Raw genomic sequence first — 17,800 nt, forward strand, 5'->3', positions numbered from 1 at the left:
ACCCTGGAGGGATGACCGTCCCCGCCGCCGCACGCGCCCACATCGAGGATCTCGCCGCCTTCGTCACGGCTTCGCCGTCGTCGTATCACGCGGCCGACGAGATCGCCCGCCGCCTCGTCGCGAGCGGGTTCGCTCGGCTCGCGGAGACGGACGCGTGGGACATCGCCGCCGGCGGGCGGTATGTCGTCGTGCGCGACGGCTCCGCGATCGCCTTCGCGGTGCCCGAGGCCGCCGGCGCCACGACGCCGTTCGCGATCGTGGGCGCCCACACGGACTCCCCCGGCTTCAAGCTCAAGCCGAAGCCCACGACCTTCGGACCGGGCGGATGGTGGCAGCTCGGCGTCGAGGTCTACGGCGGGCCGCTCCTCAACTCCTGGCTCGACCGCGAGCTCGAGCTCGCGGGGCGGGTCGTGACGGCGGATGGCGACGAGCACCTCGTGCGCACCGGCGCGCTCCTGCGCATCCCCCAGCTGGCCGTGCACCTCGACCGCTCGGTGAACGAGGGCCTCGCCCTCGACAAGCAGCGCCACACCCAGCCCGTGTGGGGCTTCGGCGACCGCGAGAGCGCCGACATCCTCGCAGCGCTCGCGTCGCTCGCCGGCACGGCGCCCGACCGCATCGACGGGTACGATCTCGTCGTCGCCGACACCCAGGAGCCGCGCGTGTTCGGTGCCGACGGCCGACTGTTCGCGTCGGGCCGTCTCGACAACCTGCTCTCGGCGCACGCCGCCGTCACGGCCATCCGCGACGCCCGCCCCGTCTCCGCGATCGCGATGCTCGCCGCGTTCGACCACGAGGAGATCGGCAGCGCCTCCCGCTCAGGAGCGGCCGGCCCGTTCCACGAGGAGGTGCTCGTGCGCATCTCGACCGCGCTCGGGGCCGGCCCCGAGGAGAGGGCGCGCGCCTACGCGGCGTCGCTGCACGTGTCGAGCGATGTGGGTCACGCCGTGCACCCCAACTACGCCGAGCGCCACGACCCCGCGAATCAGCCCGTGGTCGGCGGCGGCCCCATCCTGAAGATCAACGCGAACCAGCGCTACGCGACCGACGCGCACGGCGCCGCGGCCTGGACGGCCGCGTGCCGCACCGCGGGCATCCCGACGCAGGAGTTCGTCTCGAACAACGCCATCCCCTGCGGCTCGACCATCGGGCCCATCTCGGCGACCCGACTGGGCATCCGCACGGTCGACGTCGGCGTGCCCATCCTCTCGATGCACTCGGCCCGCGAGCTCACCGCGGTCGTCGACCCCTGGTACCTCTCGCGCGGCATGGCCGCCGTCCTCGCGCGCTGACATGGCCGCCGTCGCGACCGCCGCTCCCGCGCGCCTCTCGCGCGCGCAGTGGCGCGCGCGAGAGGAGGCGCATCGGGAGCGCGCCGATGCCCTCACTGCCGGGCACCGCGAGCGCGCGATCCGCGGAGAGAAGCACCCCGTGTGGGACTTCCTCTTCACGTACTACTCGTACAAGCCCGCTGTGCTGAGGCGCTGGCACCCCGGCGCGGGTGTCGAGCTCGACGACGCGGCCGCCGACGAGCGCGCGCAGTGGCGCTGGTACGCCGCGGGGGCGCATCCGGGCGGGCTCGTCGTCGACCGCGCGGGGTTCGAGGCGGCCAAGCCGCAGCTCGTCGGGCTCATCGACGCGATCCTGCGCCGCACCGCGGCGCGCCCGGGGCAGTTCGGCTGCTTCGGCCTCCACGAGTGGGCGATGGTCTATCGGCAGGGTGCGCGCCGACATCCGCAGCCCCTCCGGCTCGGCCAGGACGGCACCGACGCCGTCGTCGACGCGCACGAGCTGCGCTGCACGCACTTCGACGCGTTCCGGTTCTTCACTCCCGAGGCCGTTCCGCGCAACCGCGAGGCCCTCACGCGCGACGGGCAGCCCGAGCGCGAGCAGCCCGGCTGCCTGCACGCGGGGATGGACGTCTACAAGTGGGCGATCAAGCTCGGCCCGCTCGTGCCCGGCGAGCTCCTGCTCGACGCCTTCGAGCTCGCCAGAGACATCCGACGTCTCGACATGGAGGCGTCACCGTACGACCTCGCAGACTGGGGCTTCGAGCCCGTGCCGATCGAGACGCCCGAGGGCAAGGCGGAGTACGTGCGGCGCCAGCGCGCGTTCGCGGAGCGCGGGAACGCGCTGCGTCGCCGGATCCTGGAGGCGTGGCAGGGCGCGCCTCCGTCATCCGATCAGCTCTGAGGCGCCGCGCACTCCCCCTCGCACGGCAGGAACGACCGCCCGGAGCCGGCGACCTGCAGGCGCAGCGCGACGACGCGCGTGGCCGCCTCGGCGAGCCGCTCCTCGGGGAGCGTTCCCGCCGCCACCGCCGCGGCGATGCCCGCGGCCATGTCCGGAGCGGTCTGTGCGTTCGAGCTCGCGACGCTGAGGACGAGGTCGGCCCCGGCGGAGATCGCGGTGACCGCGTTCTGCACCGGGTCCTGGTACGCGGGGACGCGGCTCTGGACGAGCATCCCCAGGTCATCGGTCACCGCGACGCCCTCGAAGCCGAGCTCCTCCCGGAGGATGCGGTACCACTCCGGCGAGAGCGACGCGGGCGCCGCGTCGACCGCCGTGTAGGCGAGATGCCCGGTCATCACGAGCGGCACCTGCGCCGAGATGCCCGCGGAGAACGGACGCGCGTCGCGCGAGCGCCACTGCGACAGCGGCGTGTCGGTCGTGGGGATGGTGAAGTGCGAGTCCTCGCGGACGGCCCCGTGACCCGGGAAGTGCTTGAGCGCCGAGAGCGCATACGGGGCCTCGCCCGTCACCGCGGCGGCCACACGCGAGGTCGCGTCGCTCGGCGTCTCGCCGAGCACACGGCGCCAGATGAACGACCCCATGTCGGACGTCGTGTCGGCGACGATGCCGAAGTTCACGCCGATGCCGGCACGCGCCACGAGGGCGCCTCGCGTCGCGAACGCATCCTCGGTCGCGCCCGGCGACTCGTCGCGCAGCGCACGCGCGGAGTCGGCGCGATCCCAGTAGAGCCGCGACACGGAGCCGCCCTCCTGGTCGACGGCGATGAGCGGCGGCAGAGCGGGGTCGACGACCATGGCGTCGGTGAGCGAGCGGACCTGCTCCTCCCAGCCGACGTTCGCTCCCATGAGCAGGAACCCGCCGAGATCGCTGTCGGCGAGATAGGCGCGCACGGTGTCGGCGTCGCGCGAGGGGATGTGCCCCATCACCACCGTGCCGGCGCGCTGCTCGGGGGTCATGTCCGCGACGATCTGCGCCGCTCGCTGGGTGTACGCGTCGGCATCGGCCGCCTCGACGCGGACGGTCTGCTCCGCGGGCGGCTCCGGTGCCTCGGTGGGCGCCTCGCTCGGGCTCTCCGAGGGCGCGGGGGTCGCGCCCTCCTCGGCGGGCGCGTCGGTTTCCGACGGCGCCGCGGTGCCGGTCGGCGACGCCGTCGGCGTCGGCGTCGGCGCGGCCGAGGGCGCTGCGGTCGCGGGCGCCGCGCCGAGCAGGATCGCGGTGAGGGCGATGGCGGCCGCCGCTCTCGTGAGCCCCTGAATCCCGCCGCGCCCGCCGTGTGCCATCCCCATAGCGCAATGCTAAGCCGGGCCGCGGTTTGTGACGGTCTTGTAAACACCCGCGGCGGCTCACTTCCCAGGTCCCGGCGCTGTGAAAACCCTGTGCGAGGATTCTCGGGTCAGCGCCGACGAACCCGTTCGGCGCTCCTTTCGATGTGCGAAGCATCAGGAAAGAGGAAAGTTCCATGACGACTGTCCACAACGGCGTCCGACGTCGGGCCTGGATCACGGCGGTCCCCGCCGTCGCGGCGATCGCCCTCGCGGGCTGCGCGGGCGGCCAGGGCGGCGGCGGCGAGGAGCCCGCAGCGGGCGAGAACCAGATCCTCGTCGGCACGACCGACAAGGTCACGACGCTCGACCCGGCAGGCTCCTACGACAACGGGTCGCTCGCGGTCCAGACGCAGGTGTTCCCGTACCTCGTGAACACCGCGCCCGGCAGCACGGAGGTCGTGCCCGACCTCGCCGAGAGCGCCGAGTTCACGTCGCCGACGCAGTACACGGTGACCCTGCCCGAGGGCCTCGAGTTCGCCAACGGCAACCCGCTCACCTCGAGCGACGTGAAGTTCTCGTTCGAGCGCCAGATCGCGATCGCCGACCCGAACGGCGCCTCGTCGCTGCTCTACAACCTGGACTCGATCGACACCCCCGACGAGACGACCGTGGTCTTCAACCTGAAGACCGAGAACGACCAGGTGTTCCCGTACATCCTCACGAGCTTCCCCGGCGCGATCGTCGACGAGGACGTCTTCGCCGCCGACGCGCTCACGCCCGACGAGGACATCGTCGAGGCCGAGGCGTTCGCGGGACCGTACTCGATCACGTCCTACACGTTCAACGAGATCATCGAGTTCACGCCGAACGAGGCCTACCAGGGCCTCATCGACGTGCCCGCGAACGACGGCGTCATCCTGAACTACTACGCCGAGTCGTCGAACCTCAAGCTCGCGGTGCAGCAGGGCGATGTGGACGTGGCGTACCGCAGCCTGTCCCCCGCCGACGTCGCCGATCTCTCGGGCGACGACGCGCTCACGGTCCACGAGGGCCCGGGCGGCGAGATCCGCTACATCGTGTTCAACTTCCACACGCAGCCCTACGGCTCGGAGACGGAGGACGCCGACGAGGCCAAGGCGCTCGCCGTGCGGCAGGCGGTCGCGTCGCTCATCGACCGCGACGAGCTGAGCGAGCAGGTCTACAACGGCACGTACACGCCCCTCTACTCGTACGTTCCCGAGGGATTCATCGGCGCGACCGAGGTCCTGAAGGACCTCTACGGCGACGGCGACGGCGGCCCCGACGCGGCGAGCGCCGAGCAGATCCTCTCCGACGCGGGGGTGGAGACGCCCGTCGCGCTGAGCCTGCAGTACAGTCCCGATCACTACGGGCCGAACTCGGGCGACGAGTACGCCCTCATCGAGAAGCAGCTCGAGGCGGACGGCCTCTTCGACGTCTCACTGAACTCGACCGAGTGGACGCAGTACTCGGAGGACCGCGTCGCCGACGTGTACCCCGCGTACCAGCTCGGATGGTTCCCCGACTACTCGGACGCCGACAACTACCTCACGCCGTTCTTCCTCACGGAGAACTTCCTCGTGAACCACTACGAGAACCCCGAGGTCAACGACCTCATCCTCCAGCAGGCCGTCACGCCCGACGAGGGCGAGCGCACGGCGCTCATCGAGCAGATCCAGGCGATGGTCGCCGAGGATCTCTCGACCGTGCCGTACCTCCAGGGCGCGCAGACCCTCGTCAGCGCGTCCGACATCGAGGGCGTGCTCCTCGACACCTCGTTCAAGCTGCGCTTCGCACCCCTGACGCGCTGACCGCCGAGGAGAGGGCGGGCCGGACGACCTCCGGCCCGCCCTCTCCGGCATGATGGAGAACCTCCTGTGACCGACACCCTCACTCCGCCGGAGGCGACCACAGCGTCGCTCGTCCGGCGTGCGAGCGGAGGGCACGGCCTCTGGCGCTACGTGCTCGTCCGCTTCCTGCTCATCTTCCCGACCGTCCTCATCCTCGTGACGACCGTGTTCGTGCTCATGCGCGCGACCGGCGATCCGATCACCGCCGCGCTCGGCGGCCAGCTCACGCCCGCGCAGCTCCAGGAGCGCATCGAGGCGGCCGGCTACGACCGGCCCATCCTGGTGCAGTACCTCGAGTACCTCGGCCGCATCGCGGTGGGCGACTTCGGCACGACGCTCGACAACCAGCCCGTCGGCGACGTGCTGCTCCGCTACGGCGGCGCGACGCTCGAGCTCGCGGTCTATGCGCTCATCGTGGCGTTCGCCGTCGGCATCCCGCTCGGCATGATCGCGGCGGCCGTCCGCGACCGCTGGGGCGACGCCGTGCTGCGCGTGTTCGCGATCCTCTGCTACGCGACGCCCGTGTTCTTCGCGGGGATCCTGCTCAAGCTCGTCTTCTCGGTCTGGCTCGGCGTCCTGCCGACCTCGGGTCGCGCGTCCCCGCGCGTGGAGATCGGGCTCAACCGCCTCGACGGCGCGACCGGGATCTACACGATCGACGCCATCCGCAGCGGCAACCCCGCCTACATCTCCGACGTGCTCTCGCACGCGGTGCTGCCGGGCCTGGCGCTCGGGCTCCTCACCGCGGGCGTGTTCCTCCGCCTCGTGCGGACGAACGTCATCGGCACGCTGTCGATGCCGTACATCGACGCGGCGCGCTCCCGCGGCGTCCGCGAGCGGCGCCTCGTCGCGACGCACGCGTATCGTCCTGCGCTCATCCCGATCGTGACGGTCATCGGCCTCCAGATCGCGATGCTCCTCGGCGGCGCCGTGCTCACCGAGACGACGTTCGAGTGGACGGGCCTGGGCTTCCAGCTCGCCGAGTTCCTCCGGGCACGCGACTTCGTCGCGGTGCAGGGCATCGTCGCCCTGCTGGCCGTCATCGTCGCGCTGTCCAACTTCATCGTCGACATCATCGCGGCGTTCATCGACCCGAGGGTGAGGTACTGACATGGCGAGGGAATCCCTCTTCGCGCGTCTCCCCGTCGTCCGCTCGTACCGGCAGTCGGTGGGTCTCCAGCGGGGCATGCTCACCGCGGGCCTCGCGATCTGCGCGGTGTTCCTCCTCACGGCGATCCTCGCGCCGGTGCTCGCCCCGTACGGCTTCTCGCAGCTGTCGGATGCCGACGGCACCTTCGGCGCGCGACAGGCGCCGAGCGCCGAGCACGTCCTCGGAACGACCGCCGGCGGCTTCGATGTGCTGTCCCGCGTCATCTGGGGCACGCAGACCGCGCTGTTCGCGATCGTCGTCTCGGTCGCGATGTCGATCTTCATCGGCATCCTGCTCGGCGTGGTCTCCGGCTATCTCGGCGGCTGGCTCGACCGCGTGCTCGTCGTGATCTGCGACGCGATCTACGCGTTCCCCACGCTCCTGCTCGCGATCGTCGCGGCGATCGTCATCTCGGGCGGTCAGTCGAGCCTCGTCGGCGGCGTCTTCGCCGCCGCCATCTCGATCACGGTCGTGTTCATCCCGCAGTACTTCCGCGTCGTCCGAGCGGAGACCGTGCGCATCAAGTCGGAGGCGTTCGTCGAGTCGGCGAAGGTCATCGGCGCGTCGCCATGGCGGATCATGATGCGCCACGTGCTGCGCAACGCGACCCGCACGCTGCCGCTCATCTTCACGCTCAACGCGTCGGAGGCGATCCTCACGCTCGCGGGGCTGGGCTTCCTCGGGTTCGGCATCGAGCCGACCGCGGCAGCCGAGTGGGGCTACGACCTCAACCGCTCGATCGAGGACGTCACGAGCGGCGTGTGGTGGACATCGATCTTCCCCGGCGTCGCCATCGTGCTCGTGGTGCTCGGCATCACGCTCGTCGGCGAGAGCCTCAACGACCTCGCCGACCCGCGACTGCGCACGCGCCGTGCGGTCGCGAAGAGGGCCGCCGTGGCGGCCGAAGGAGGAGTGAGCGCATGACGCAGGAGCAGTCCGCCGTCCGCATCCAGAGTCTCGACGTCACCTTCGCGACCGACGGCGGCGACGTCCACGCGGTGCACGGCATCGACCTCGACGTCCGCTCCGGCGAGGTGCTCGCCGTCGTCGGCGAGTCGGGCAGCGGCAAGACCGTCACGGCACGCGCGATCCTCGGGCTCCTGCCCGAGACCGCGCGCGTCGACGGCGCCGTCGTGCTGTCGGGGCAGGATGTCGTGGCGCTGTCGCCCGATCGCCTGCGCGCGGTGCGCGGCACCGAGGCGGCGATGATCTTCCAGGAGCCGATGACCGCGCTCAATCCCGTCTTCACGGTGGGATGGCAGATCGCCGAGGGCATCAGGGCCCACGAGCGCATCGGGCGGAAGGAGGCGCGCGAGCGCGCCGTCGAGATCCTGCGCAAGGTCGGCATCCCCGACCCCGAGCGCCGCGTCGACGACTACCCTCACCAGTTCTCGGGCGGGCAGAAGCAGCGCATCGTGATCGCGCAGGCCCTCGTCCTGGGACCGAAGGTGATCATCGCCGACGAGCCGACGACGGCTCTCGACGTGACCGTGCAGGCCGAGATCCTCGACCTCCTGCGCCGGGCCCGCGACGAGTTCGGCACCGAGATCGTCCTCATCACCCACAACATGGGGGTCGTGGCCGATCTCGCCGACCGGGTCGCCGTCATGTACCGCGGCGACATCGTCGAGACTGCGCGCGCCGTGGACCTGTTCGCCCGACCTCAGCACGCGTACACGCAGCGCCTGCTCGCGGCCGTGCCGCGGCTCGCCATCGCCGATCGCCCGTACACGGGCGACGCCGACGCCGAGCCCGTCGTCCGCGCCGAGGGACTCGAGATCGAGTACCCCGGCCGCTTCGGGGCGCGCGGCTTCCGCGCGGTCGACGGCGTGAGCTTCGACATCCGCCCGGGCGAGGTGCTCGGGCTCGTCGGGGAGTCGGGATCGGGCAAGACGACGATCGGCCGGGCGATGGCCGCGCTCGCTCCCGTCACGGGCGGCTCGCTGCGCGTGCTCGGGGCGGAGCTCAACGGCATCCGCGAACGGGACTTCCGGGCGCGTCGGAGGGAGATCGGCTTCGTCTTCCAGGACCCGGCGTCGAGCTTCAACCCGCTGCTCACGATCGGCGCCTGCGTCGCCGAGCCGCTGCGCGTGCACGGCGTCGGGCAGAGCGAGGCCGACGACCGCGTCGCCGAGCTGCTCGAGGCGGTGCACCTGCCACCCGAGGTCGCACGGCGGTTCCCGCACGAGCTCTCGGGCGGCCAGCGGCAGCGCGCGAGCCTCGCGCGGGCGCTCGTGCTCGAGCCCAAGCTCGTGATCGCCGACGAGCCGACGAGCGCGCTCGACGTCTCGGTCCAGGCGCGCGTGCTCGAGCTCTTCACGGAGCTGCAGGAGCGATTCGGCTTCGCTGCCCTGTTCATCACGCACGACCTCGCCGTGGTCGACCTGCTCGCGCATCGCGTCGTCGTGCTCCACAGGGGCCGCATCGCCGAGCAGGGCCGCACCGCCGACGTGCTGGGCGCGCCGCAGGATCCGTACACCCGCCGGCTCATCGCGTCGCTGCCCGTGCCCGACCCCGTGCTGCAGGCGCAGCGGCGCGCGGAGTGGGAGCGCGTCGCGGCAGCGGGCTGACCGCTCCCGGTCGCCGGGCTCCGGCTCGGCGACCGGGGCTCAGCCGCCGATCGCGTTCATCCCGCGTGCGGGCTGCAGGAACGACGGATCGTCGATCGCGTGGCCGGGCAGCTTGCGGATGATGCAGCCGCGCAGCATCGCGTCGAGGTGCTGCTCCTCGACGCCCGGCGCGTGCCCCGCGCGCAGGATCGGCAGCAGGTCGAACTCGGTCGTCGAGAAGAGGCAGTTGCGCAGCTGGCCGTCGGCCGTGAGCCGCAGCCGGTCGCAGGTGCCGCAGAACGGCGCCGTGACCGAGGCGATGACGCCGACCGAGTGCGGCCCGCCGTCGAGGAGCCAGGTCTCCGCCGGAGCGCCCCCGCGCCCGGGCACGGGCGTGAGCTCCCACCGCGCGGACAGCGCGTCGAGGATCTCCTCGCGCGTGACCATCCGCTCGCGCGACCACGTGTGGCCCGCGTCGAGCGGCATCTGCTCGATGAACCGCATCTGCGCGCCGTGGCCGACCGCGAACGCGACGAGGTCGACGAGCTCGTCGACGTTGACATCGCGCATCGCGACGGCGTTGAGCTTGAGCGGACGCAGCGGCGACGCCGCGGCCGCAGCGATGCCCTCGAGCACGTCGCCGAGGCGATCCCGGCGCGTGAGCTCCCGGAACCGCTCGCGGTCGAGCGTGTCGATCGAGATGTTCAGGCGGCTCAGCCCCGCTGCGACGAGACCGGGCAGGAACTCCGGGAGGCGGATGCCGTTCGTCGTCATCGCGATCTGCACGGGGCCATCCGGGCCTTCGAGCCGTGCGAGCCGCCGCACGACCTCGACGATGTCGGAGCGCAGCAGGGGCTCCCCGCCCGTGAGGCGGAACGTGGTGATGCCCGCGGCCGCGGCCACCGCCGCCACGCGCACGATCTCGTCGAGGGAGAGGATGCTCGTGCGCGCGAGCCACTCGTTCCCCTGCTCGGGCATGCAGTACGTGCAGCGCAGCGAGCAGCGGTCGGTCAGCGAGATGCGCAGGTCCCGGTGGACACGGCCGTGCGTGTCGACGAGAGGCGGTGAGCTGCGCATCCGTCCAGCGTAGGCCCGCTGCGGCGCGAGGAGGCGCGCCGCCGCCGTCAGGCCGGCCGCACGCGGACGTCCGACGGGTCGACCGAGAGCCAGATCGGGTCGTCGCGCTGCAGGCGCAGCTCCGCGAGGCGAGCGGATGTCAGGTCGACCGCGATCTCGGGAGCGCTCGTGCGCACGCGGCCGCCCGCGGGCAGGGGCTCGATCCGCGCGACGCGCGAGAGCCAGCGGCCGGGCGACGCCGGGCTGTCCCCCGCCACGCGCACCGCGCCGGTCCAGGTGCTCTCTGCCGTGTGCTCGACGCGGACCGACCGCATCGGGAAGATCGCCGCGGCCGGGGCGCCCTCGGCGACATGCGTGCGGTGGGACGACGCGAGAAGCGGCCCGGGGCCGGATTCGCGCGGCGTCCAGTGGCCATCCGCGAACACGCCCTCGAGCCGGTTGAGTCCCGCGATCTCCGCGACGTAGGCGGTCGCGGGAGCCGCGAGCACGGCGGGGATCCGGTCCGACTGCGTCACGCGCCCCCGCTCGAGGACGACCATCCGCTGCGCGAGCGCGACGGCGTCGACGAGATCGCGCGAGACGACGAGGGCGGTCGTCAGGGTCGCCGCGAGCTGCTCGCGGAGCATCTGGCGCACGTCGTCCGCCTCGCGTGCGTCGAGCCGCGCGAGCGGGTCGTCGAGGAGGAGCACCCGCGGTGCCGCCGCGAGGGCGCGCGCGACCGCGACCCGCACCCGGCCGCCGGGCGAGAGCTCGCGCGGGTGGTGGTCGCCCGCTCCGGGGAGCCCGACGTGCCACAGCCACTCGTCCGCCTCCTGGCGAGCGAGACCGCGCGGGATCCTCCGATGCCGCAGCCCGTCGGCGACGATGTCCCGGAGGCGGAGGTGCTCGGGCAGGTCCGGCGCGCCGGCGACGAGCGCGATGCCCCGCTGCGCGGGGCGGAGGTGCCGACGGCGGTCGATCCGGATGCCCGCATCGAGCTCGATCGAGCCGTCGGACAGGCGGATGGTCCCGGCGAGCGCACCGAGGAGCGTCGAGGCGCCCGAGCCGCGGGGCCCCATCACCGCGACGACCTCGCCGTGGTGCAGCTCGATCCGCGCGTTGAGCGCGAGCGCGCGGCTCCGGTCGACGCGCACGTGCGCGCGGAGCACGGGCGGGCTCAGCCGCAGAGCGCCGGTGTCCACCGGCACGGTGTGCGCGCCCCTGCGCATCCGGACCGATTCCCCCATGAGCCCCTCCCCCTTTCCGATCCTGCCTCGGCGATGCCCAGAAGGGAATGGATCGCCCGAGAATCGCGGGCGACGCGGACGCCGTACCCTGATCCCATGCCGTTCCCGCCGCTCGTCGAGCCCGTCCCCGCGCTGAGCGCCGCCGAGCAGCGGCGCACGGCCCGCCACCGCTCGCTCGCTGCGCTCGGCGATGACGGGCAGCGCCGGCTCGCGGCGGGGCACGTCGCGATCGTCGGCGCGGGCGGGCTCGGGTCCCCGGCCGTGCTCGCCCTCGCCGCCGCCGGTGTCGGGACGCTCACGGTGATCGACGACGACGACGTGGAGCTGACCAACCTGCAGCGGCAGGTCATCCACCGCCTCTCCGACGTCGGGGCGCCGAAGGTCGACAGCGCCGTGCGCGTCGCGGGCGAGATCGCACCGGAGGTGCGGGTGCGGGCCGTCCGGGAGCGCCTCACGGACGAGAGCGCGGCGCGCCTCCTCGAGGGCGCCGACGTCGTGCTCGACGGCTCCGACCTCTTCTCGACGCGCTCGGCCGTCGCGGCGGCCTGCGCGACATCGGGCACGCCGCTCGTCTGGGGCACCGTCCAGGAGACCGACGCGCAGCTCACGGTCTTCTGGTCGCGCCCTCCCGCTGGCGTCGCGCCCGTCGTGCTCGACGACCTCTACCCGCCTGATCGCGTCGGCGAGCCGCCCACGTGCGCCGCCGTGGGCGTGCTCGGGCCCCTCTGCCTGCAGCTCGGAGCCCTCATGGCGACGCAGGCGATCGCGCTCCTCGCGGGCGTCGGCGACCCGCTCGTCGGCCGCCTACTGCTCATCGACGCGCTCGGCACGCGCTTCCGCGAGATCCCGCTGCGCGGTGCGCCGCAGTCGCCCGAGGGCGCCGCGACCAGCCCGCGCCGCACGGTGACCGCGCCCGGCTCTCCCGCGCACCCGGTCGAGATCGTGCCGGTCGACGCCGCGGCTGCCGAGCTCGCGGGCCCCACCGCCCCGATCGTGATCGACGTGCGCGAGGCCGAGGAGCTCGAGGCGGGCATCGTGCCCGGCTCGCGCCACATCCCCCTCGCCGAGCTGCTCGACGCGCCCGAGCGCGTCGCCCGCGAGGTCGGCGACCGCCCCGTGCTCATCGTGTGCCAGATCGGCGGCCGAGCGCGGCGGGCGGCGACGGCCCTCGCCCCCTTCACGCGAGCGAGGGTGCTCGATGGCGGCTACGCGGCATGGCGCGAGAGGGAGGACGCGCGGTGAGCGGCCGCCTGCGCACCGTGGAGGAGCATCTCGCGGCCGTCCTCAGGGAGGTCCGCGCCCTCGACCCGGTCGAGGTCCCGCTCGCCGCAGCGGGCGGGCGCGTGCTCGCCGAGGCGCTGCGGGGGCGCGTCGACATCCCGGTGTTCGACAACTCGGCGATGGACGGCTTCGCGGTCCGCTTCGACGACGTCGCCGAGGCGAGCCCGGAGCACGCCGTCACCCTCCGCGTCGTCGCCGATCTGCCCGCGGGCGACCCTGCCGACCCGGCGCTCGACGCGGGGGAGGCCATCCGCATCATGACCGGGGCGCCCGTGCCCACGGCTGCCGACGCGATCGTGCCGTTCGAGGACACGCGCGACGGCCTCGCCGCGTCGCTCGGCGAGATCGCGGTGCTCCGTGCGCCGCGCCGCCGGGGCGCTCACATCCGGAGACAGGGCGAGGACCTCCGCGCGGGCGACGAGGTGCTCCCGGCCGGGACCGTGCTCACTCCCCATGCCCTCGGCGCCGCGGCCGCCGCCGGCGTCGGCGGTGCGGTGCGGGTGCACCGCCGCCCTCGGGTCGTGGTCCTCTCCACCGGCAGCGAGCTCGTGCCGTCGGGCGAGCCCCTCGCCCGCGGCCAGATCCCCGAGTCCAACTCGACCCTGCTCGCGGGGCTCGCCGCCGCGGCAGGCGCCGAGATCGTGCGCGTGGCCGTGTCGTCCGACGACGAGCAGGCGTTCGGCGAGCTCCTGCACGCGGCACACGACGCGGATGCGGTGATCACCTCCGGTGGGGTCAGCGCGGGCGCGTACGAGGTCGTGAAGAACGCGCTCGCGGCGCAGGTCGCCTTCGTCAAGGTCGCGATGCAGCCCGGTAAGCCGCAGGCCTTCGGCCGGCTCGCCGACGGCCCGCTGCTGTTCGGCCTCCCGGGCAATCCCGTGAGCGCCGCGGTGTCGTTCGAGGTGTTCGCGCGCCCCGCGCTGCGCGCGATGCAGGGCATCCGGGACACCGCTCGCCCCGTCATCCGGCTGCCCGCCGCGGTCGGATGGCGCACGCCCGCCGGGCGACGCCAGTACCTGCCGGCGATCGTTGACACATCGGACCCCGCGCGCTGGTCGGTGCGCCCGGCCGCACCGGGCGGATCGGGCTCTCATCTCGCGGGGAGCCTCGCGGCGGCGACGGCGTACGCGGTCGTGCCCGCGGAGGTCGACGCTGTCGCGGCGGGCGACCCCGTGGATGTCATGCTGTTGTCATGACCTTCACGCACCTGGATGCCGCGGGCCACGCCCGCATGGTCGACGTCACGGCCAAGCAGCCCACGGTCCGCTCCGCGACAGCACGCGGCTTCGTGCGCTGCGCACGCGCGACGGCCGACGCCCTGCGCGACGGCGCCGTGCCGAAGGGCGACGTCCTGGCTGTCGCGCGCATCGCGGGGATCCAGGGAGCCAAGCGCTGCGCCGAGCTCCTGCCGCTCGCGCACGTGATCGGCGTGCACGGTGCACGCGTCGACCTCGCCGTGGAGGACGAGGGCGTCGCGATCGAGGCGGAGGTCCGCACCGCCGACCGGACGGGCGTCGAGATGGAGGCCCTCACGGCCGTGACGGTGGCGGCGCTCGCGGTCGTCGACATGATCAAGGGCATCGACCGATCCGCGGCGATCGAGAGCGCACGCATCGTCGCGAAGTCCGGCGGGCGCTCCGGCGACTGGATGCGCGAGGGCGAGGCACCGGCATGACGCGTGTGCGCTACTTCGCCGCCGCGGAGGAGGCCGCGGGCGTCGCCGAGGAGGAGCGCACGGAGGCGACGCTCGACGCGCTCCGCGCGGCGCTCGTCGCCGACCACCCGGCCCTCGGGTCCGTGCTGCCGCGCTGCGCCGTCCTCGTCGACGGCGAGCGCCGCGACGACGACGCTCCGCTGGCGGGCGCCGTGCACGTGGACGTGCTGCCGCCGTTCGCGGGCGGGTGAGCCTCAGCCCCCGATGCCCTTCCAGGCGGCCGTGCCGTCGGCCTCGACCTGGCGCTTCCACACGGGGAGCTCGCGCTTGATGTCCTCGATGAGCTGACGGCACGCCGCGAACGCCTCGGCACGGTGCGCGGACGCGGCCGCGATGACCACCGCCGCGTCGCCCACGCCCAGGCGCCCGACGCGGTGGCTCACGGCGACCGTCGCGCCGTGGTCCGCGGCGGCCCGCTCGGCGAGCGATGCGAGCACGCGCTCGGCGTCCGGATGCGCGGTGTACTCGAGCGCCACGACCGCTCCCCCGGCGTCCGGGTCGTGGTCGCGCACACGGCCGACGAACGACGTCTCCGCGCCTGCGCGCGGATCGTCGACGGCCGCGAGGTGCGCGGCGACGTCGAGCGGCTCGGCGCTGATGCGCGCGATCGCGACCCGACCGGCGCCGGTCACGCGTGGTCTCCGCCGTCGAGCTGCGACACGACGTGCCCGGCGACCGAGAGCACGACCGGCATCCCGCTGTCCACGGCGCGCGGCGCACCGGGCAGGTTCACGACGAGCGCCGCCCCGGCGATGCCCGCGAGGCCGCGGGTCAGCATGCCGGCCGGCTTCTCCTGCGCGCCGCGACGGCGCAGCTCCTCGGCGATCCCGGGCACCTCCCGATCGAGCACCGCGCGCGTGCCCTCGGGCGTCCGATCGCGCGGCCCGACGCCCGTGCCGCCCGTCGTCACGACGAGGCGCGCGCCGTCTGCGACCGCCTGCCGCAGAGCCTCCGAGACGGAGGCCTCGCCATCCGGGACGACCCGCGCGGGCTCGCACCGCCATCCCGCGGCACGCAGGGCGTCGACGGCCCGCGGGCCCGCGGCGTCCTCGCGCTCCCCCGCCGCCGAGCGGTCGCTCACGGTCACGACGACCGCGAGCGGCGGCGTCTTCTCGTCCGACATCACAGCGACCAGCCTAGGGCGCGATGCGGCGCGATACGCTCGTGGCCATGTCGTCCGCGCACGCACAGCTCCCGGCGTCGACGGCGCGCGCGCAGCTCGAGGCGCTCGCGGCCGACCCGGGGTTCGAAGGCCCGTGGGCGCGCGAGCGGGCGCAGCTCATGGCGGGCGCCACTCGGCCCGCGGCCGTCCTCGTGCTGTTCGGCGTCCTGGACGCGCTCCCCGCATCCGCCGGGCACGATCGCTGCGCGGTCTCGAGCGACCTCGACGTGCTGCTGCTCGCGCGCGCGACCACCCTGCGCTCCCATGCAGGGCAGATCGCCTTCCCGGGCGGCCGCGTGGAGCCCGGCGACCGCGACATCGTCGCGGCGGCCCTGCGGGAGGCGCGCGAGGAGACGGGGCTCGACCCCGCCGGCGTCGACGTCCTCGGCGCGCTCCGCGAGATCCCCGTGCCGGTCTCGGGCCACCTCGTGACCCCGGTGCTCGCCTGGTGGCGGCGCCCCTCGCCTGTTCGCGCGGTCGACGCGGCCGAGTCGTCGTCCGTGTTCCGCGCTCCGGTCGCGGATCTCCTCGCCCCTGAGAACCGCCGCACCTCCGTCACCCGTCGCGGCGGCCGCGAGTGGCGCGGCCCCGCGTTCGTGCTCGCGGATCCGCGCACGCGCGAGGAGCGCATCGTGTGGGGCTTCACGGCGGGTGTGCTCGACGCGATGTTCGATCGGCTCGGCTGGACCGAGCCGTGGGACGAGGGCCGGATCATCGACGTGCCGGTGTGACCCCGCGATCGGGGAGGATGGAGCGGTGACCCTCGGACTCCTCCTCGACGTCGACGGCCCGCTCGCGAGCACCGTCACCCGCACCCTGCGCGTGCCATCGATCGCGCCCGACCTCGTCGCCCTCGCTCATGCGGGTGCGCCCGTGGTGTTCAACACCGGGCGCTCGCACGCCTTCCTCGTGGAGCGGGTCATCCCGGCGCTCGCGGATGCGGGGCTCCGCGCCGACGCCCCGGTCTGGGGCGTCGGAGAGAAGGGCGCGACGTGGTTCGCGCTCGACGCGTCGGCCGAGACGCCGCGCGCCGGGCAGGTGCACGCCGACGAGGCGCTGCGGCCGCCGCAGGAGCTGCTCGACGCCATCCGCGCGCACGCCGAGCGCGAGCGCGACCTCATGTTCTGGGACGACACCAAGCGGACGATGATCTCCGTCGAGCAGAACGTCGACACGGCCAACGCCGACTACCTCGCGGCGCAGCCCGCGTTCGTCGCGGCCTGCCAGGCCGTGATCGACGAGCTGGGGCTCGCCTCCGACTTCCACATCGTCCCGACGATCATCTCGGTCGACATCGAGCATGTGACGGCGGGCAAGGCCCTCGGCGCCGAGCGCGCGCTCGGCCTCATCGAGGAGCGGATGGTCGCGCCGCGCCGCTGGTTCACGGCGGGAGACTCCCCGAGCGACTACGACATGGCCGCCTGGCTGCACGCGCGGGGCGACGAGGTCGTGCACCTCGACGTGCGCCCTGCGGGCGGCGTCCCCGCCGTCGAGTTCGAGGTCATCCGCGACATCCCCACCGCGGAGCGCGCCGAGGACGACCTGACCGCCGCGCACCTCACGCGCCTGCGCGGCGACCTCGGCGCCTGACGGCCCCTCTGCTCCCCGCGCGACGTAGCCTGGTGACGCGGAGGTGATGGCGATGGCAGCACGCGAGCGCGAGCAGCCCGACGACCCGCGGCTCGCGGCCGCCCAGTACCGGATCGACCGCATCCGCGAGGAGCTCGGCGAGCCGGCGGATGAGGACGACCGCCGCAGCAGGGCGGGCTCCACGACCCCGGCCGATCGGCATGCCTACGTCGAGATGGTCATCCAGCAGGCGATGCGCCGCGGCGAGTTCGACGACCTGCCGGGAGCGGGCCGCCCGATCGAGGGACTCGGGACGTCGCACGACCCGGACTGGTGGATCCGCCGCAAGATCGAGCGCGAGGGGCTCACCGGGATCGGCCCGCCCGCTCTCCAGCTGCGCACCGAGCATGCCGCATTGCACGAGACCCTCGACGGCTTCTCGCGCGAGGCCGACGTGCGCGGGCATCTCGACGACTTCAACCGACGCGTGAAACTCGCCCGGATGCAGCTGCTCGGCGGGCCTCCCGTCGTGACGCCCATGGTCGACATCGACACCGAGGTCGCGGCGTGGGCGGAGCGCCGCGACGAGCGTCGTCGCGCCGCCGCGCGTCCGGCAGCCCCCGAGGAGCCCCCGCGCCGGAGCTTCCTCCGCCGTCGCCGCACCTGACTCCTCCTCCGGTCTCGTA

Annotated in this window: 18 protein-coding genes; 13 read left to right on the plus strand and 5 right to left on the minus strand. The window is 73.7% G+C overall.

Going from position 1 to position 17,800, the window contains the following annotated elements; translation table 11 throughout:
* Positions 1–11 precede the first annotated feature (11 nt).
* Positions 12–1,292, plus strand: coding sequence for a M18 family aminopeptidase (locus M1D56_RS08525; protein WP_456283222.1), 1,281 nt, complete (start codon positions 12–14; stop codon positions 1,290–1,292).
* Between the two features lies 1 nt (position 1,293).
* Complete coding sequence (locus tag M1D56_RS08530; RefSeq protein WP_456283224.1) at positions 1,294–2,193, plus strand: 3-methyladenine DNA glycosylase; 900 nt, start codon at positions 1,294–1,296, stop codon at positions 2,191–2,193.
* Here M1D56_RS08530 and M1D56_RS08535 read toward each other — a convergent pair.
* The gene (locus M1D56_RS08535; protein ID WP_456283226.1) at positions 2,184–3,539 is read right to left on the minus strand and encodes a glycoside hydrolase family 3 N-terminal domain-containing protein; all 1,356 of its coding nucleotides are present in this window, start codon (positions 3,537–3,539) and stop codon (positions 2,184–2,186) included. The genes M1D56_RS08530 and M1D56_RS08535 overlap by 10 nt on opposite strands.
* A gap of 173 nt (positions 3,540–3,712) precedes the next feature.
* On the opposite strand from M1D56_RS08535, the gene M1D56_RS08540 reads away from it, so the two are divergent.
* The 4 genes from M1D56_RS08540 (at position 3,713) to M1D56_RS08555 (ending at position 9,106) form a co-directional block, all read left to right on the plus strand.
* A complete protein-coding gene (locus M1D56_RS08540; RefSeq protein WP_456283228.1) occupies positions 3,713–5,347 on the plus strand; it encodes an ABC transporter substrate-binding protein in 1,635 nt (544 codons plus the stop codon).
* A gap of 66 nt (positions 5,348–5,413) precedes the next feature.
* Positions 5,414–6,496, plus strand: coding sequence for an ABC transporter permease (locus M1D56_RS08545; RefSeq protein ID WP_282977801.1), 1,083 nt, complete (start codon positions 5,414–5,416; stop codon positions 6,494–6,496).
* 1 nt (position 6,497) lies between these two features.
* Positions 6,498–7,460 (plus strand): ABC transporter permease, encoded by a 963-nt coding sequence (locus M1D56_RS08550; protein ID WP_282977802.1) that lies wholly within the window; start codon positions 6,498–6,500, stop codon positions 7,458–7,460.
* Positions 7,457–9,106, plus strand: coding sequence for an ABC transporter ATP-binding protein (locus tag M1D56_RS08555; protein ID WP_456283230.1), 1,650 nt, complete (start codon positions 7,457–7,459; stop codon positions 9,104–9,106). Before M1D56_RS08550 ends, M1D56_RS08555 begins: the two co-directional genes overlap by 4 nt.
* Positions 9,107–9,145: 39 nt before the next feature.
* On the opposite strand, the gene moaA is transcribed toward M1D56_RS08555, so the two are convergent.
* Together moaA and M1D56_RS08565 are read right to left on the minus strand one after the other, a co-directional pair.
* Complete coding sequence (gene moaA / locus M1D56_RS08560; protein WP_456283232.1) at positions 9,146–10,162, minus strand: GTP 3',8-cyclase MoaA; 1,017 nt, start codon at positions 10,160–10,162, stop codon at positions 9,146–9,148.
* Positions 10,163–10,209: 47 nt separating this feature from the next.
* A complete protein-coding gene (locus M1D56_RS08565) occupies positions 10,210–11,388 on the minus strand; it encodes an ATP-binding cassette domain-containing protein (RefSeq protein ID WP_456283234.1) in 1,179 nt (392 codons plus the stop codon).
* A gap of 96 nt (positions 11,389–11,484) precedes the next feature.
* Between M1D56_RS08565 and M1D56_RS08570 the strand changes: the two genes are divergently transcribed.
* The 4 genes from M1D56_RS08570 to M1D56_RS08585 are packed head-to-tail and all read left to right on the plus strand — an operon-like array spanning position 11,485 to position 14,574.
* A complete protein-coding gene (locus tag M1D56_RS08570) occupies positions 11,485–12,630 on the plus strand; it encodes a ThiF family adenylyltransferase (RefSeq protein ID WP_456283236.1) in 1,146 nt (381 codons plus the stop codon).
* Entirely contained in the window at positions 12,627–13,865 is a 1,239-nt protein-coding gene (locus M1D56_RS08575; protein WP_456283238.1) for a molybdopterin molybdotransferase MoeA, read from the plus strand. The genes M1D56_RS08570 and M1D56_RS08575 overlap by 4 nt, the downstream gene beginning before the upstream one ends.
* The gene (gene moaC / locus M1D56_RS08580; protein WP_456283240.1) at positions 13,862–14,344 is read left to right on the plus strand and encodes a cyclic pyranopterin monophosphate synthase MoaC; all 483 of its coding nucleotides are present in this window, start codon (positions 13,862–13,864) and stop codon (positions 14,342–14,344) included. The genes M1D56_RS08575 and moaC overlap by 4 nt, the downstream gene beginning before the upstream one ends.
* On the plus strand, positions 14,341–14,574 hold the full coding sequence (locus M1D56_RS08585; protein WP_282977811.1) for a MoaD/ThiS family protein: 234 nt from the start codon (positions 14,341–14,343) through the stop codon (positions 14,572–14,574). Before moaC ends, M1D56_RS08585 begins: the two co-directional genes overlap by 4 nt.
* A gap of 3 nt (positions 14,575–14,577) precedes the next feature.
* Here M1D56_RS08585 and M1D56_RS08590 read toward each other — a convergent pair whose 3' ends face one another.
* Both M1D56_RS08590 and M1D56_RS08595 read right to left on the minus strand, forming a co-directional pair.
* Positions 14,578–15,015 carry a molybdenum cofactor biosynthesis protein MoaE gene (locus M1D56_RS08590; RefSeq protein WP_324014752.1) on the minus strand — a complete coding sequence of 146 codons (438 nt, stop codon included), beginning with the start codon at positions 15,013–15,015 and terminating at the stop codon, positions 14,578–14,580.
* Positions 15,012–15,506, minus strand: coding sequence for a MogA/MoaB family molybdenum cofactor biosynthesis protein (locus M1D56_RS08595; RefSeq protein WP_456283242.1), 495 nt, complete (start codon positions 15,504–15,506; stop codon positions 15,012–15,014). The genes M1D56_RS08590 and M1D56_RS08595 overlap by 4 nt, the downstream gene beginning before the upstream one ends.
* 47 nt (positions 15,507–15,553) lie before the next feature.
* On the opposite strand from M1D56_RS08595, the gene M1D56_RS08600 reads away from it, so the two are divergent.
* From M1D56_RS08600 to M1D56_RS08610, 3 genes are read left to right on the plus strand one after another with little or no spacing between them, the layout of a single operon-like run.
* Entirely contained in the window at positions 15,554–16,276 is a 723-nt protein-coding gene (locus M1D56_RS08600; RefSeq protein ID WP_456283244.1) for an NUDIX hydrolase, read from the plus strand.
* A gap of 25 nt (positions 16,277–16,301) precedes the next feature.
* The gene (locus M1D56_RS08605) at positions 16,302–17,135 is read left to right on the plus strand and encodes a hypothetical protein (protein ID WP_456283245.1); all 834 of its coding nucleotides are present in this window, start codon (positions 16,302–16,304) and stop codon (positions 17,133–17,135) included.
* A gap of 52 nt (positions 17,136–17,187) precedes the next feature.
* Positions 17,188–17,781 carry a DnaJ family domain-containing protein gene (locus tag M1D56_RS08610; protein ID WP_456283246.1) on the plus strand — a complete coding sequence of 198 codons (594 nt, stop codon included), beginning with the start codon at positions 17,188–17,190 and terminating at the stop codon, positions 17,779–17,781.
* Positions 17,782–17,800 lie beyond the last annotated feature (19 nt).

Source organism: Microbacterium sp. JZ101 (assembly GCF_053903175.1).